Origin of the sequence: Candidatus Symbiobacter mobilis CR (assembly GCF_000477435.1) — a bacterium.
Classification (GTDB): domain Bacteria; phylum Pseudomonadota; class Gammaproteobacteria; order Burkholderiales; family Burkholderiaceae_C; genus Rhodoferax; species Rhodoferax mobilis.
The window spans coordinates 740,563-756,540 of sequence record NC_022576.1; the positions used below are offsets into that span (position 1 = coordinate 740,563).

Sequence of the window (15,978 nt, forward strand, 5' to 3'; positions counted from 1 at the left end):
TTGGCTCTTACAGTTCCGGGCAGTGCCGGGCAATGCAGTCACGCAAGGCATCCACGCTGGCAGGCAACGTGATGACACTCTGGGGCAAGTCTTCCAGCCCCTCGCAGCGTGTGGGCCGGGGGGGCGGTGTGCCAACGGCTTCGATGATGGTCTCGGCGAATTTCACCGGCAGTGCCGTTTCCAGCACGATCATCGGAACGTCTGGTTGCTGGTACCTGCGCGCCACTGTCACACCGTCAGCCGTGTGCGGGTCGATCAACATCGCATGGCGCTCCTGCGTGTCGCGGATCGTTGCAATGCGGTCTGCATGGGTGCTTTTCCCGCTGACAAAGCCGAACCGGGAACCCAAATCCTGGAAGGCTGCGCTCCGACTGAGGTCGAAATACCCCGTATTGACGAGGGTTTGGATAAAAAGCGCACGCACCCGCCCACTATCGCGTCCCAGCATATCGAAGACGAAACGCTCGAAATTGCTGGCCTTGGAGATGTCCATCGAAGGGCTGGATGTCGCATAAGTCTGTGCGCCAGGCCGAACCCTGTACATCCCCGAGCGGAAAAATTCGTCGAGCACGTCGTTTTCGTTGGTGGCGACGACGAGTTTGTCGATAGGCAGCCCCATCGACCGGGCAATGTGCCCGGCGCATGCATTGCCAAAATTCCCGCTGGGGATGGCAAAGCTTACCTTGGTCGGCGCAACGATGGACTCACCCCGGCTGCTGTCCGGGTGGGCGTGAGACTCGGTGGCCTGGAAATACCCGGCAAAGTAGTACACCACCTGTGCAAGCAACCGGGCCCAGTTGATCGAATTGACGGCGCCGATGCGGTAGCGGTGCTTGAAGTTTGCGTCGTGGGAAACGGCTTTGACCAAATCCTGACAGGTGTCGAAGTCCCCTTCGATCGCAATATTGACGATGTTGTCGTCCGTCAGGCTAAACATTTGCGCACGTTGAAACGCGCTCATCCTGCCCACCGGGCTGGTCATAAAAACGCGGACGCCTTTCTTGCCGCGCATCGCGTATTCCGCCGCGCTGCCGGTATCCCCGCTCGTCGCCCCCAGGATGTTGAGCGTGTACCCTTGCCGGGCCAGAGCGTATTCGAAGAGATAGCCCAGCAACTGCATCCCCATGTCCTTGAAAGCAAAGGTAGGGCCGTTGGAAAGGGCTTCGAGCCACAGACCGTTCTCGATATGTCGCAGGGGAACGATTTCGCCGGTTTCAAAGACGTCTTCCGTATACGTCTTGGTACACAGTGCGCGCAACTCTGCTTCAGGGATGTCGTCGATGTACAGGCGCAGGATTTGGAATGCCAGTTCCGCATAGCCCTGCTGGTGGTAGATGGACCGCCAACGCTCCAGGGTGGCGGTATCCACTTGGGGATACGACGCGGGGACGTACAACCCACCGTCTGAGGCCAGCCCTTCGAGCAGGACGTCGAGAAAACGTTTGGAACCGGATAAGCCGCGGGTAGAAAGGTATTCCATGGTACACGGGGGGATTGCCAAGGGATAAGGCATTGTCCCGTATCCAGAAAGCCTGCCGGGCCAATGCGTTTCGGAGTGTCAGGACCGTTAGGCCAGCTCCTCTTTGCGGATGCGAACGATGGGCTGGAGCACAGTAGGCAACGCCTGCATTTGTGCGAGGGCGGTGTTCATGCTGGCTTCCAGACATTCGTGCGTGAGCAGCACCAAGTCGGTTTGCGCGGGCTGGCCTGCCTGCACAGCACCCTGGTCGACTTCGTCGGCCTCGCGCTGGAGCATCGCATCAATGCTGATCCCGGCGTGCGCCAGGATGCCCGTGACTTGCGCCAGTACCCCCGCTTCATCGGCGACACGAAGTCGCAGGTAGAAACCGGTGATGACCTGCCCCATCGGCAGCATGGGCAGGTTACTGAGCGCGTCGGGCCGAAAAGCCAGATGGGGAACGCGATGGTTTGCATCGGCATCGTGCAGGCGGGCGATATCGACGAGGTCAGCAATGACGGCGCTGGCCGTCGGCTCTGACCCCGCTCCCTTGCCGTAGTACAGCGTGGTACCGACTGCATCGCCATGCACCATCACGGCATTCATCGCGCCTTCGACGTTGGCGATGAGTCGGCGTGCGGGGATCAGACAGGGGTGTACGCGCAATTCCACGCCATGCGCGATCCCACGCTCGGGGTCGGCCTCGCGACGACGGGTCATTCCCAGCAGCTTGATGCGGTAGCCCAGTTGCTCCGCATAGGCCACATCCACGGCACCGATGCGGGTAATGCCTTCGACATAGGCTCTGTCGAACTGGACGGGGATGCCGAAGGCGATCGAGGCCAGCAGGGAAGCCTTGTGCGCGGCGTCGATGCCCTCGACGTCGAAGGTGGGGTCGGCCTCGGCGTAGCCCAGTTTGCGCGCTTCTTCGAGGGCGACGGCAAACTCCACGCGCTTGTCACGCATGGCGCTCAGGATGTAGTTGGTCGTTCCATTGATGATCCCGGCCACCCATTCGATCCGGTTGGCGGTCAGCCCTTCCCGCAGCGCCTTGATGATGGGAATGCCCCCCGCCACAGCAGCCTCGAAGGCCACCATAACCCCGTGGTGCGAGGCCGCAGCAAAAATTTCCGTGCCATGAACCGCCAGCAGCGCCTTGTTGGCAGTGACCACGTGCTTGCCCGCCCTGATCGCTTCGAGGACGAGAATCTTGGCGATTCCCGTTCCGCCAATCAGCTCGACAACGACATCAATGTTCGGGTCGGCGATGAGCTTGCGTGCGTCGCGGACGACTTCGACCCCCTCCCCCACCAGGGCGCGGGCACGATCGAGGTCAAGATCGGCGACCATGGTGATGTCGATCCCCCTGCCCGCACGGCGCTGAATTTCCTGCTGATTGCGACGCAGGACGCGAAAAGTTCCTGAACCGACGACACCGATACCGATCAAACCGACACGAATGGGCTGCATGGAACACCCTCCTCAATTGCTGTAGCGTTTGCGATAGGACTCCAGAAAGCGTGCGATGCGGCCAATGGCGACCCGCAGCTCGTCTTCATGGGGAAGGAAGACCATCCGGAAGTGGTCGGGAGCAGGCCAGTTGAACCCAGTTCCTTGCACGAGCATGACCTTGGTTTCCTGCAACAGTTCCAGAAAAAACTGCTGGTCGTCCTCAATGGGGTAGACCGTGGGATCGAGGCGCGGAAACATGTAGAGCGCGGCACTGGGGCGCACGCAACTGATGCCGGGAATGGCAGTCAGTAACTCGTAGGCCAGATCTCTCTGGCGGCGCAGCCTGCCCCCTTCGCCGACGAGGTCGACGATGCTCTGGTACCCGCCCAGCGCAGTCTGAATGGCCCACTGCCCCGGAACGTTCGAGCACAGGCGCATGTTCGAGAGCATGTTCAGCCCTTCGATGTAGTCGCGCGCGGCTTTCTTGTCACCGCTGACGATCATCCATCCGGCGCGGTAGCCGCAGGAACGGTAGCTTTTGGACAGCGAGTTGAACGTCAGGGTCAGCACATCCGTGCTCAACGAAGCCAGCGCAGTGTGCCGGGCACCGTCGTACAGCACCTTGTCGTACACCTCGTCGGCAAAGAGGACGAGACCGTTTTCCCGGGCGATTTGCACGAGGGAACGGAGCATGTCCTCCCCATACAGCGCGCCGGTAGGGTTGTTGGGGTTGATGACGACGAGCGCCTTGGTGCGCGGGGTGATCTTGGCTCGGATGTCGGCAAGGTCGGGCATCCACCCTTGGGCTTCGTTGCAGAGGTAGTGGACAGGGGTTCCGCCGGACAAGCTGGCCGCAGCAGTCCACAAGGGATAGTCGGGCGAGGGAACCAGGATTTCGTCGCCGTCGTCCAGCAGTCCGTTGGTCGCCGCGACGATCAGCTCGCTGGCGCCATTGCCCAGATAGATGTCATCGAGGGTGACGCCCACGATACCCTGGCGCTGGGTTTCATGCATCACGGCCTTGCGTGCTGCGAAGATGCCTTTGCTGTCGGAATACCCCGCCGAATTGGGCAGGTTGCGGATCATGTCCTGCTGAATCTCTTCGGGCGAATCGAAGCCGAAGAGCGCCAGGTTGCCCAGGTTGAGCTTGATGATTTTGTGGCCTTCTTCCTCCATCTGGCGCGCGGCGTCCATGATGGGGCCACGGATGTCATAGCAGACATGGGCCAGCTTGGCGGATTTGCGTACGGTCTTCAACATCGCTCCCAGGCAAGCAAATAAAGGGGGGATGCCTACAATTTGACCACAGTCGGTCGGCCCGAATCGCACCCGATAACCCCGCCAAAACCGCGCCACTACGCGACTTTTGCCTTACTCCCCCCTCGGGCAGCCCCCATGAAATTGCACAGCGCCACCCCCACTTCGGAAACGATTGCTGCCTATGGAGGGGGGCTTCTGCGTATCGGCGCCGACGCCATCACGCACAGTGTGGTCGTCGTTGCCGGCAAAGGGTGGTCTCCATGGTCATGCCCCAGCTTTGCGGAGATACAGCCTGCGCACATCGAGGAACTGGCTGCGCTGGGTGTGGGGCTGGTCTTGCTGGGAACGGGGTCGCGCCAGCACTTTCCGCACCCATCGCTATGCCGGGCACTCTTCGAGCGCCATATCGCTTTGGAATGCATGACCACTGCCGCAGCCTGCAGGACGTTCAACATTCTGGTGCAGGATGGCCGGGACGTTGCTGCAGCGCTGATCATGGAAGCAGACTCGGCGGAGCAAGCAGGATAGGTGGACGGTCTGGCGCCGTCGGATCGCGACTTCCGTCGCTCCTACAAATGCGGAATGTCCTCGCCCGGAGCAGGGTTTGTCGATGCGCTGCATTCCTGGCCTGGTTCTGCGCTCGGCACTTCTTCGGCAGGCACCACGCGGTTGCGGCCCGAGCCTTTGGCACGGTAGAGAGCGCGGTCTGCCTGCTTCATCAAATCTTCCAGGTTCCTGCCATGGTCGGGGTACATCGCGAACCCGATCGATACCGTGATCGCAGGCAAGGCCCGCCCGGCGTATTTGACGACCTGCTTGCTGACCGACTCACGCAGGGCATTCAATCGCATTGCGGCTTGATCATGGGTCACTTCGGGGAGCACAAGCAGGAATTCCTCGCCACCGAATCGGCACGCCACGTCTGAACCTTCCCGAAAACCCTGCATCAGGCGGGCAAATTCCTTGAGCACCAGGTCGCCCGCATCGTGACCGTATTGGTCGTTGAACTGCTTGAAATGATCCAGATCGAGCATGGCAACGGCCATGGGTTTGTTGGCGCGCGCCATCCGGCTGATTTCCCGCGACAGCGAGTCTTCCATAAACCTGCGGTTGTACAAACCCGTGAGCGGGTCGCGCACTGACATGGCATGCAGGCTCTCGCGCAGGCGCAAATTGGCCAAAGCCAAGCCAATGGAGTCCGCAGCCGCCCTCACCAGACGGCGCGTTCGTCGGAGGGATTCGTCCCCCACATCGTTGGCAGGCAACAGCAGATGGATGACACCCAAAGACTGCCCCTGGGCTACGAGGGGCACGCACATGTAGGGCTTGAGTTCCATGCCGAGGAGTTTGCACGGCGGATTGATTGACTGATCCAGACCGTACTCGTGCGCATGGCCCATCCGCAGTGCCCAGCAATCGCAAGGCGATGTGGTGGGGACAACGGGCAAGGGTTGCCCCCATCCTTCCATCTCGACCATCTGATCGCCCGAGGCTTTCATCATGAAACACCGGCCGGACGACTGGGGAAACAGCTTTTGCAGGGTGGCAACGATGATTGGGAACGATTCGTCCACGGAGGTGCAGCTCTGGAGCAGGTTGCTCATCTCGGAGAGCAGCATGACGTCGTGGTTGATGCGTTCCAGCACAAGTTGCGATTGCCGCAGGAGGCTGACATCGCGCGCTGCGACAAAAACCCCCGCCGCGTGGCCCTCTTCGTCCAGGTAAACGCTGGCGTTGTAGAGCACATCCAGGGTGTTGCCCGAAGCGTGCTTCATCACCAGCAAGTAGTCGCTGACGTTCCCCCGCGAAAAAACGAGCCTGTAGGTTTGCCGCGCTTGGTCCGGGTCCACGAAATAGTTGCAGAAATCCGTGCCAATCAATGCACTACGCTCGACACCCGTGATAGAGACAGTAGCTTGGTTGACGTCTGTGATCTTGCCTTCGACATTGATCGTGACCAAGGGATCCAAACTCGCTTCCAGCAGGCTGCGCGCATAGGCATAGCTGGTGCGCAACTGCCGCTCCACGCGCTTGATTTCCGTAACGTTGCGCGCTGTGGCCACGACACCGACGATCTCTTCCTCTGCATCGCGGTAGAGGGTGGCGTTGTAGAGCACATCGGTCAGCTTGCACGAGGTATGGCGCATGACGAGCGGGTAATCGACAACCCGCCCGCTGGCAAATACCTGGCGATAGACCGCGCTGGCCTGTTGGGCATCGGTGAAATAGTGTGCGAAATCGGTACCGATCATCTGCTCGCGCGGTACTCCCGTTGCTTCGACTGTGGCCTCGTTGAGGTCGGTGATCTTGCCGTCGTTGTTGATGGTGACGAGGGGGTCCAGACTGGCTTCCAGCAAGCTGCGGGCATATTGGTAGGCCTTTTGCAATGCGGCTTCTGCTTCGTGGGCGGTCGTGGTGTCGATGGTCACTCCAGACAGGTGTACCGGTTTGCCATATTCATCTTGCTGGGCCACGCCGGTTCTGACCTGGAACCATTTCCAGTTGCCTTGCTTGTGGCGCAAACGTACCGAGCATTCCACAAATAACTGCTGGCCGTCGCGCAGGTTCTGCTGTAGCGCCAGAAATGCGCCCACATCGTCCTCATGCATCAGCAGTTCCCATGTCTGCAAGGTAATGGGCATCAACTCTTGCAGGCTATAGCCCAACATGCTGGCCCAACGCTCGTTGACCCGCATGGCACCGGTCGGCACCTCGAATTCATGCACCCCGATGTCGGCTGCATGGATGACCTGATCCAAGCGCTTGCGTTCCGCATCGATTTTTCTCGCAGCTTCCTCCCGAAGGCGTTCTTGCTCTTCGATGAGCCGCTGTGCCACCTTGCATCGGCGTTCCAGGTTCAGCATGAAGCCCAAGGCCATGCATGCCACGATGGCAATGATCGCGTAAGAACGAACCGCCCTGGCCCGCCAGGGGGCCAACAAGGCATGGGTCATGCGCCCCAGCGAAACGATCACGCATTCCCCAGGGGGAACCAATTCCCCAAAGGCGGTGCGGTATGCCGCCACGCGCTCGACTCCCAGGCTCACCGACATTCCGCTGAGCACGTTCTCCACCTTGCCGGAGTCCAAATGTTGACGAAACAGCGACCGAGGATCTCTACCGAGGATTCTTCCGGTCATCCCCTCTGGGTCGGGCGTCCAGAACAGCACCGTGCCATTGGCGTGAATCAGCGTAGCCCGCATGTCGCGGTCGTAGTTCGCAGTCTCCAGCAGGGAGCTGATCAGCCCCGGTTCGATCACGGCGACGACATAGCCGACGAATACGCCCTTCTCGTCCCATACAGACTGGCTTGCCATGATGGCATAGACGCCATGGCTGATCTCATAGGGCTGGGATAACCGTAACCGCTCGTATTTGCCATTGGCATGGACTACCCCGTATTTGGGCTCTTCCGCAAAGTTCAGGCCCAACATCTGTTCATCACTGCTGGCCATCACATGCCCGTTAGAGTCGGCCAGCATCAATGTCCGCACGGCGTACATGGCCGCAACGGTGGTGTGCAGCCGTCTGTTCATGTACGCACGATCGACGGATTGGTTGCGCAAGGCCACAAGATCGGGGCCGATGTCGCGAAGCACATCCGCAGTCTGTTGCAGCCGCCGACTCAGGGCAAATTCGATGATCTGGACATGCTTTTGCAACCGGGCGGATTCGGTAGCCAACACCGCTTGGCGTTCGCCATACAGATACAGCGCATGGAGCGTACACACCAGCACCACCACGATGCCGAAGACTGCCCATCGGCCCTTTGCACTCGCAAAAAGCTGGGTTGGCGACGCACCCCACAGTTTGGTTTCCCTATCCATAGCGTTCCACTGTACGGAGGAACCCTGCCTGGTACAAGCTATTTCCCCTTCATGCTGGGCCAATCACGCTGATTCATCACGCCCCCCATCCAAACACTGCCGGGGTGTCTGCATCAAGGGAATGCGGGTAGGTGCGCCAATGCTGCACGGGGTGGCACTGGACGCAGGCGCGTGGCAAGGTCAACCCGCTGGCGACGAGCAGCCGGGTGTCGCTGTGGAGCGTGCGGACCAGGGCTTCCCAGGTTGACAGGTTGCGATAGGGCGTTTCGATGCACAACTGGGTTTGTCCGGTTCGCTGCGCCACTGCTTCCAGTTCCCGGATGCGGGCCACACGCTGGCCTGCGTCCCGGGGAAGGTAGCCGACGAAAGCGAAGTTTTGGCCGTGCAGGCCGCTGGCAGCCAGGGCGAGCATCATCGACACGGGGCCAACGAGGGGAACGACGGGAACCCCCAGCGCATGCGCAGCCCGGACGACGGAAGAGCCAGGGTCGGCTATCGCAGGCATCCCCGCTTCGCTGACCAAGCCCATGTCGTGTCCTTCCCGCGCGGGTTGCAGCAAGGGCTGTGCATCGATATTTCCAGCATGGTCTCCCTTCTTGTGCCACTCCCTGGGCAATTCCACCACGTGGAGCGATTGCAGAGGCTGCTGCAAGGGAACCACTGCATCCACCCGATGCAGGAATGCCCGCAACGAGCGGGCGTTTTCACACACCCAGTGGCGCAGGCGTGCGGCGGTGTGCAGGGTGCCCAGCGGCAGTACCGTGTCCAGGGCAACGGGTTGTGTTTCCCCCAGATCAAGGGGAACCGGGACCAGGTACAGCGTTCCTGGGGAGCCGGAAGGCTCGGCATTCATCCATTCATCCGAGCACGGGTACGCCAGCAGCCCTGAGCAGGCTACAGGTGCGGATCAGCGGCAGGCCGATGAGCGCGGTGGGGTCGTCGCTCTCGATACTTTCCAGCAGCGCAATGCCCAACCCTTCGCTTTTGGCGCTGCCTGCACAGTCATAGGGTTGTTCCACATGCAGGTAGGCATCGATCGTCGCGTCGTCGAGCGGACGTACCCGCACACGCACCGTAGCCATTGCTTCCCCCGCAAAGCCGGTGTCCACACACACCACGGCGACGGCGGTGTGGAACACCACCACCCTGCCCTGCATGGCACGCAACTGGGCCATTGCCCGCGCATGGGTTCCCGGCTTGCCTAAGGGGGCACCGTCAAGGTCGCAGACTTGGTCGGAGCCGATCACGAGTGCATCCGGATGAAGCCGGGCCACAGCGTCGGCCTTCGCCTTGGCCAGCCTGCGGGCGATAACCGAGGGAGATTCCGCGTGGTGGGGTGATTCATCGACCTCCGCAGCCACGACCTGGAATGGCAGCCGCAGCCGTTCGAGCAACTGGCGGCGGTAGATGGATGTCGATGCCAGGATGAGCGTGCGCATCAAGGTAGGGTACAGGGTGCAGCAAGGAAACCAGGAGCACCCCCTTAATCAGGAATTCCAGCGCACTTCGATGGCGCAAGTCTGCCCGGGGGCTACGCGGGGAATGCGGTCTTTGGCCAGCTCTTGACCATCGACGACGATCGTCGGAGGGGTGTCCTTGCTGCGGACGAAGCCTATGGGCTTGCGGTAGACGATCTCGTAGCGCTCCGATTCCCATTGCAGGGTCACGCGCACTTCGGTATCGCGTTCGCGCAGCAGGGGGTCCAGCCACATCCCATTCGCAGTCCACTCGATGCCAAAGGCTCGGCGCAACGCCAGCGTGGACCAGGACGCTGTTCCCGACAGCAGCGGGCCGATGTTTTCTCCCGTCTCGCTGTTGTTGTACTGCGTGCAGAAGCGGGGGTTTCCGGCCAGCGCATACGGGTCTTGCATCGTGCGGAAAGGGGCTGCGAGGTCGACCATCGCCCAGGCTGCGTGGGCCATTGCTGCGGCCAACTCGCGATCTTCCACTTGCGACGCGCCTTGGAACAACGCCAGCACCGCCATCAGGCTCGCGTGCTTGAAGACGGCGCCGTTTTCCCGGTCTCCGGGAAAGTATTCGGCACTGGCCACAGTCGGTTCGACCCGGCGCAAATCGTGGGCAGTCACCAGCCGGTACCCATGGGGAGTCTTGAGCCGCGATTCGAGCAAGGGGAACATCGCACGAATCTGCTCCTCGTCGGCAACGCCGGAGAGGATGGCCCAACTGAAGCTGTTGAGGAACAGGCAGCCGTCGAACCCATCGGTAGCCAACCCGTCCCCAGGCGCGCCGACGACGGGGTGTGCAGTGGGCCGATTGACCAGCAGCCGGGCAAACCAGGTGTCCTTCCAGGCATGGACCCGGCACGCATGGGCAATGTCCCGCGCAAGATAGATGGCAAAGGTTCGCGTTTCCTTGTCGGCGATGTAGCCAGACAGCCAAGCCAAGTCATCGGCAGCCAGCTTCAGCAGGAAGGCATTCATCACGCTTTCGGTGCCGTCCGTTTGCAAGGGCGTTCCTGCTTCCCAGGCGCGCTGTTTGGCCGCGCCGTCAGGGTGGGTCTTGTCAACTTTGAGGCAGTCGTTCCAGTCTGCGCGATCCAGCAAGGGCAAGCCGTGGCGGCCTATCGATACCTTTCCGGAGTAGTGGACGATGGCCCGCAGTGTTTGGAGGATCGGTCGCGTCGTCCCATCACGGTCGGCAGTGGGGAAAGGCCGTTGCAGAAACGCCGCGCGCCCCGTAAGCCGGACGAACCGTGCGACGGCGGAGACGAACCACAGCGCATCGTCCGACCACAGCCCGGGCTCCTTGCCTTCCCAATAAAAGTTGTGGTTGGCATAGCCAAAGGCGTACACCTGCGCAGCCCATTCGCCAAGCAGGTCTTCGACGAAGTCGGCCCGCCCTTCGGCGCACAGGGGCGCCATGCTTGCAAACAGATCCTGCACCTCGCGGAAGCCAATTTCACGGTAGCCCTTCTGGGTCTGGTCGAAGGAACGGCTGACAAAGGTCTGATAGAAAACCTGGAACGGCAGGTTCTGGTTGGCCCAGGCGTCGAACGCACCTTGGCGTGTTTCCAAGCGCAGAAAGCCCGCATGGCGGCGGAACGCTTCCTCGCGAGCCTTGCGTGCCGCTGCAACGGCGTCGGCACCGTCGTAGCGCTGTAGCAGTGCCTGGAGCTGTTCTACGAGGACGTCGCGCCTGGGCTGCGATTCGGGAGTTTCCCGTGCGCACACCAAGCCGGTGAAGTTGAGAACGGTCACGCTCTGGCCGGGTTCGAGGGGCACCGGCGCAGCCATCGCAAAAAACCCCGGCCCTTTGCGGGACAGGCGGTTGGACAGGCGGCCCACCCCTTCGGGAAACTCCAAAGTGCCCTGCCCAAGAAACTCGCGGTAGTCCGTGCCGAACTCGGTGGGGAAGGCACGTTCCCCGTTGCGATGCACGACCATCGCGTGGAATCGCACATCGTCGCGATCCTGGATCGGGTGGTAGTCTGGCACCAGCGCCAGTACCGAGCCATCGTTATTGCGCAGCAATCCAGCCTGCATGATGATGGTGCTGTAGAGCACATCTTCCATCAGCGCAATAGGCTTGGAAGGCCCGAACATGCCCGTGGCGACAAGCCGCAAATCCCGGCGCATCGTGCCCTGATTGGTTAGGGTGATCTGCTGGATCTCGCAGGCCAAGGGCAGCCCAGGTTCCTGCGCAGCCAAAAATATCTCGCGGGCAATGCGCAGCCCGCATTGCGTAGTCATGGTGATAGTCGTGGCATTGGGGCTGTGTACGCACTGCGCCTGTACCGGATCGTCGCCAACCCAACCGGAATAGAAGATGCGCCGGCCTTTCTCCGTCAAATAAAACTGTCGATTGGCGGGAAAGCCGTTTTCTTCCTGCCGCACATCCCACCGGGTAGCCAGCACCTGGGTGGCAGCGTGGCTACGGAAACTCCCACGCCCCAGCATGTCGACCACGCTTTTGGGGGTGGTTTGCAAGGGATGCTCGAAACCGATGCGATCGCCCATCAGCAGATTGACCCCAAAGTGCGGCCCGGGCATGGGGTTGCGGGGGTCAAGGATGTGCCGCCCTTCGCCATCAAGCGTCCCGGCCCAACCTGCACACTCCAGGCACAGCGCTGCGACGGCGTCTGCAAGAGCCTGCGGCAGGGGCAGGGCTCGCGGCGCAGTACCGAACCGAACCCCCCATGCACGGACTTTGGCATTGCCAGCGTCGCATTGCAGCAGGATGTCTTCGGTGGGGCAGGCATCAAGCAACTCTTGCATCGCAAGGTCACGCAACACCTTGGCGCTGACCGGCGCCACGTGTGCCAACCCGGCGATGCCGAATACCCGCGTCTGGGTTGCGTCGAGGTACTGGGCATCACAAGGGCCTTGGCACAGATTACCGAAGCTCCGTAGCAAGGCTTCACAAGGAGAGGGATGACCAGAACGCGAAGTAAAGTATTGAATCGTCACAAAAATAGCCTCGCAAAATGGAACGAAGAGAAAGATGGCTACAGGAATACGCCGGGACACGATGCCGGGCCGAAAACACAGCCCCATGCGCCACGGCTGCTGTATGCACGCTTCCCGGTGGAGAGCAAACGGGGGGGAACGCTGGCACGGGGGTTATGCATTGTCGGGTTTTCGAGGAGCAGAGTACGCTACGTTGTGCAGTGCTACCTTGGCACAATCGGAGCGCTTAATTTTTGAAGGGTTCTCTGCGATGGAGCATCGTCTCTCCCTAGCCCTGTGAAGCTTCGACACTATTCCCTGTGGTTCTTGTTGGTCGTGCTCTTTGCCTTGAGCGCCAACGCCGTGTTCCTGATCCTGATCCAGGATAGCCATCGGGACGTCGTGCGCGCCCACGAACATCGGCAGCATGCGATGGCATTGGCAGTGGAGCTACAGCAGGAAACGCAATGGCTCGCGTATCTCGTCCGGGAATACACCAGTACGGGGCAACCCAAGTTCCTGATGTATTACTACGACATTTTGGCGATTCGTCAGGGAGAGCAGCCCCAACCCAAACGCTACCGCGAGGACGCATATTGGAATCGGGTCATTGCCGGGGAGATCGCTCACGAATTCGAGCCACGCGACCCTCGCCCTTCACTCAGCGAACGGATGCACGCGCTGGGCTTCAGCCAGGAAGAATTTGCCGCGTTTGGGCGGGTGCTGCGTGCCACGCAAGATATGAAGGACGTGGAACAAGTGGCTTTTGCTGCAACCCAAGGCTTGTATGACCCTGTGACCCGCAATTTCGTGTCCGACGGCGAGCCCCACCTCGACTTTGCCAGCAATCTCGTACGCAGCCCACAATATCACCGATACCAGGCCCAATTGGCACAGGCCGTTGCTTCGTTGCGTTCCTTGGTCGACGCACGGACCAATCGCGCAGTGGACGTCGCGGCTGCGGAATTGCAACGATGGATCACCTTTGCTTGTTGCAGCATGGCCCTGACGATCCTCATGCTGTTCCTTGCGCTGCGGGTGATTCGCCGCAGGGTGCTACGTCCTATCGAAGGGTTGTCCCGCGCGGCGGAACTACTGGCCCAAGGGGATTATTCGACCCGAATCCACCCTGTGTGTCCCGGTCAAAGCCGCCCCCGCAGCGACTTGGCAGTCGATGAACTCGAAGCGCTAGGTACCACGCTCGACGGTATGGCTGCTTCGATTGAGCAAGACATTGCACTACGGCAGCGCACGCAGCAGGAACTGGAAGAAGCCAACCGCCAAACGGAAGCGGCCCGGCTCGCTGCCGAAGAAGCCACGCGCGCCAAGTCGATGTTTCTGGCCAATATGAGCCACGAGATTCGTACTCCGATGAACGCCATCATCGGCATGACGTATCTGGCCTTACAAACCACCCTGAACCCCCGGCAAAAAGACTACATCGACAGCGCCCACAGTGCGGCCCAGTCTTTGCTGGGCATCCTCAACGATATTCTGGATTTTTCCAAGATCGAAGTGGGGAGGCTGGAACTGGAGGAAACCCGGTTCGTACTCGAAGACGTGGCAACGCATGCCTTGTCCCTGCTCCGCCACCGTGCGCAGGAGAAGGACATCGAGCTGATTCTGGCGTTTGAAGATCCTTCGTTGCTCGGCCCTGCCGGTACGTTGATTGGTGACCCGTTGCGACTGGGGCAAATCTTCATCAACCTGCTTTCCAACGCCTTGAAGTTCACCGATTTCGGCACTGTCGAGATCTCCCTGGCTGTCGAAAAGCGCGAGGGCGATGCACTGGTGCTGCGTTGCTGCGTATCCGATACCGGCCTCGGCATCACGCCACAACAACTGGGCCGTCTGTTCCACGAATTCACCCAGGCCGATGGATCGATGACCCGCCAGCACGGTGGAACCGGGCTGGGGCTGACCATTTCCCAACGGCTGATTGCGCTGATGCAGGGGCAGATTTGGGTCGATAGCGAACCAGGACGAGGTTCCCGTTTTCAGTTCACGGTGCTGCTCAGGCAAGCGGCCTCGGCTCCTGCCAAAGAAGCCTACCGGCCAGGTGCTGCCCGCCTGCGGGTGCTCCTCGTCGACGCGCACCAGAGATCCCGGGAAACGTTGCAAAGTTTGCTGACTGCGCTGGGCGTGGGCACCACCGGCAGCATCGTCTGCGCAAATGGCGAAGACGATGCACGAGAAGCCTTGCGCAATGCAGAGCAATCCCGGATACCTTTCGATGCGTTGTTTCTCGATCCCGACGGAAACACACAGGGAAATGTGCTTCGCGGCATCGAGCAAGGCTTGCAAAGCCACCCACCCATTGCGCGAATCGTCCTTGTCTCGCTGGTCGATGCCGAGCTATTGCATGAGCCAGCGCGGGTACTGGGCGCGCACCATATCCTGGGCAAACCGATCTTCCCTGCCGAGTTGCGTGCGCTGTTGCGCTCTTGGCTAGGGGGCGCGCAACCCTCTTCCCCGTTGCGCAACCCGTACCAAGAGATGCACAGTGGGCTGACGGGAATGCGAATCTTGCTCGTCGAAGACAACCCTATCAACCAGAAGTTGGCCTTGGAATTGCTCGAACACTGGGGAGCCGTAGTCACCGTGGCCCACGATGGCGCGCAAGCGCTGGCCATCTTGGCTGACCAGGAACCGCATCGTTTCCACCTCGTGCTCATGGACATGCAGATGCCCGTGCTCGACGGGTACGAGACCACCCGCCGCTTGCGATTGGATCCCCGTTACGCAGCATTGCCCGTGCTTGCGATGACGGCCCATGCGATGGTGGACGAACGCGAACGCTGTATGGATCTCGGCATGCAGGGGCACATCGGCAAACCCTTCGACCCCGAAGAGCTTTTTGCCACACTGGCTGCGTACTGTCCCGTTACCTGGGAGCAGCCCATCGGAAATGCGGACGCTACGCTCCCATCGCTACAGCACGCCGCTGCCACAGACGGCGACGATGCGATCCCCACCGCAGCAGGCTTGGACACAGCCTTGGGGCTGCGTCGTACCCATGGCAACGCCAAACTCTATGTGCATCTGCTACGCATGTTCGCCTCGGAACACGCCCACAGCATGCAGCGTTTGTCCCAGTGGCTGGATGCCGGACAGTGGGAAGAAGCCTGCATGTTGGCGCACACCATCAAAGGACTTTCCGGCACCCTGGGGGCGATGGCCGTACATGCCGCCACGGTAGAGCTGGAAGGCGCTTGCAAGCGGATGATCGTCGCAGATGCGCGTGAGGCGTTGCGCGAGTTGGGCAAGGCGCTCCCCCCCTTGCTCCACGCCTTGCAGCGATACTCGGAAACACTCCCTTCTCCCGATGGATCGCAAGGTGCTTCTGCATGCAGGCCAGAAGACCTGCTGCAATTGCGTACTCTGCTGCGCGACGGGGATACCGACGCCATCGAACTGTGGGAGCGGCAACGGCAGGGCTTTGTCGGCGGTCTTGCGCCTGCCACAGTCCAGCAACTGGACTCTGCCATGGAGCACTTCGATTTCGATCTGGCCATACACCTTCTTGATCGGTGCTGCCCCAGTGATCCTCCCCTGGCCCCCTTGCAAGATTGAG

Annotated in this window: 9 protein-coding genes; 2 read left to right on the plus strand and 7 right to left on the minus strand. The window is 60.9% G+C overall.

The window, feature by feature from the left end; translation table 11 throughout:
* Window positions 1-7: 7 nt before the first annotated feature.
* The 3 genes from thrC to CENROD_RS03040 all read right to left on the minus strand — a co-directional run bounded on the left by thrC (window position 8) and on the right by CENROD_RS03040 (window position 4,168).
* Entirely contained in the window at window positions 8-1,480 is a 1,473-nt protein-coding gene (gene thrC, locus CENROD_RS03030; protein WP_041193921.1) for a threonine synthase, read from the minus strand.
* 87 nt (window positions 1,481-1,567) lie between these two features.
* Window positions 1,568-2,929, minus strand: a complete 1,362-nt coding sequence (locus tag CENROD_RS03035) for a homoserine dehydrogenase (protein ID WP_022771615.1) — start codon at window positions 2,927-2,929, stop codon at window positions 1,568-1,570.
* 12 nt (window positions 2,930-2,941) lie between these two features.
* Entirely contained in the window at window positions 2,942-4,168 is a 1,227-nt protein-coding gene (locus tag CENROD_RS03040) for a pyridoxal phosphate-dependent aminotransferase (RefSeq protein ID WP_041193922.1), read from the minus strand.
* Window positions 4,169-4,306: 138 nt separating this feature from the next.
* Here CENROD_RS03040 and CENROD_RS03045 point away from each other — a divergent pair, with 138 nt between their 5' ends.
* Window positions 4,307-4,699, plus strand: coding sequence for an Mth938-like domain-containing protein (locus CENROD_RS03045; RefSeq protein WP_022771617.1), 393 nt, complete (start codon window positions 4,307-4,309; stop codon window positions 4,697-4,699).
* A gap of 41 nt (window positions 4,700-4,740) precedes the next feature.
* Here the strand turns inward: CENROD_RS03045 and CENROD_RS12350 are convergent, their stop codons facing one another.
* The 4 genes from CENROD_RS12350 to CENROD_RS03065 form a co-directional block, all read right to left on the minus strand.
* The gene (locus tag CENROD_RS12350) at window positions 4,741-7,998 is read right to left on the minus strand and encodes a diguanylate cyclase (RefSeq protein ID WP_022771618.1); all 3,258 of its coding nucleotides are present in this window, start codon (window positions 7,996-7,998) and stop codon (window positions 4,741-4,743) included.
* Window positions 7,999-8,074: 76 nt separating this feature from the next.
* Window positions 8,075-8,851: an SAM-dependent methyltransferase gene (locus tag CENROD_RS03055; protein WP_022771619.1), complete on the minus strand. Its 777-nt coding sequence runs from the start codon at window positions 8,849-8,851 to the stop codon at window positions 8,075-8,077.
* A gap of 4 nt (window positions 8,852-8,855) precedes the next feature.
* Window positions 8,856-9,437, minus strand: a complete 582-nt coding sequence (locus CENROD_RS03060) for a Maf family nucleotide pyrophosphatase (RefSeq protein ID WP_022771620.1) — start codon at window positions 9,435-9,437, stop codon at window positions 8,856-8,858.
* 48 nt (window positions 9,438-9,485) lie between these two features.
* The gene (locus CENROD_RS03065; RefSeq protein ID WP_187292327.1) at window positions 9,486-12,425 is read right to left on the minus strand and encodes a GH36-type glycosyl hydrolase domain-containing protein; all 2,940 of its coding nucleotides are present in this window, start codon (window positions 12,423-12,425) and stop codon (window positions 9,486-9,488) included.
* Between the two features lie 276 nt (window positions 12,426-12,701).
* On the opposite strand from CENROD_RS03065, the gene CENROD_RS03070 reads away from it, so the two are divergent.
* Complete coding sequence (locus CENROD_RS03070) at window positions 12,702-15,977, plus strand: hybrid sensor histidine kinase/response regulator (protein WP_051360291.1); 3,276 nt, start codon at window positions 12,702-12,704, stop codon at window positions 15,975-15,977.
* Window position 15,978: the final 1 nt, after the last annotated feature.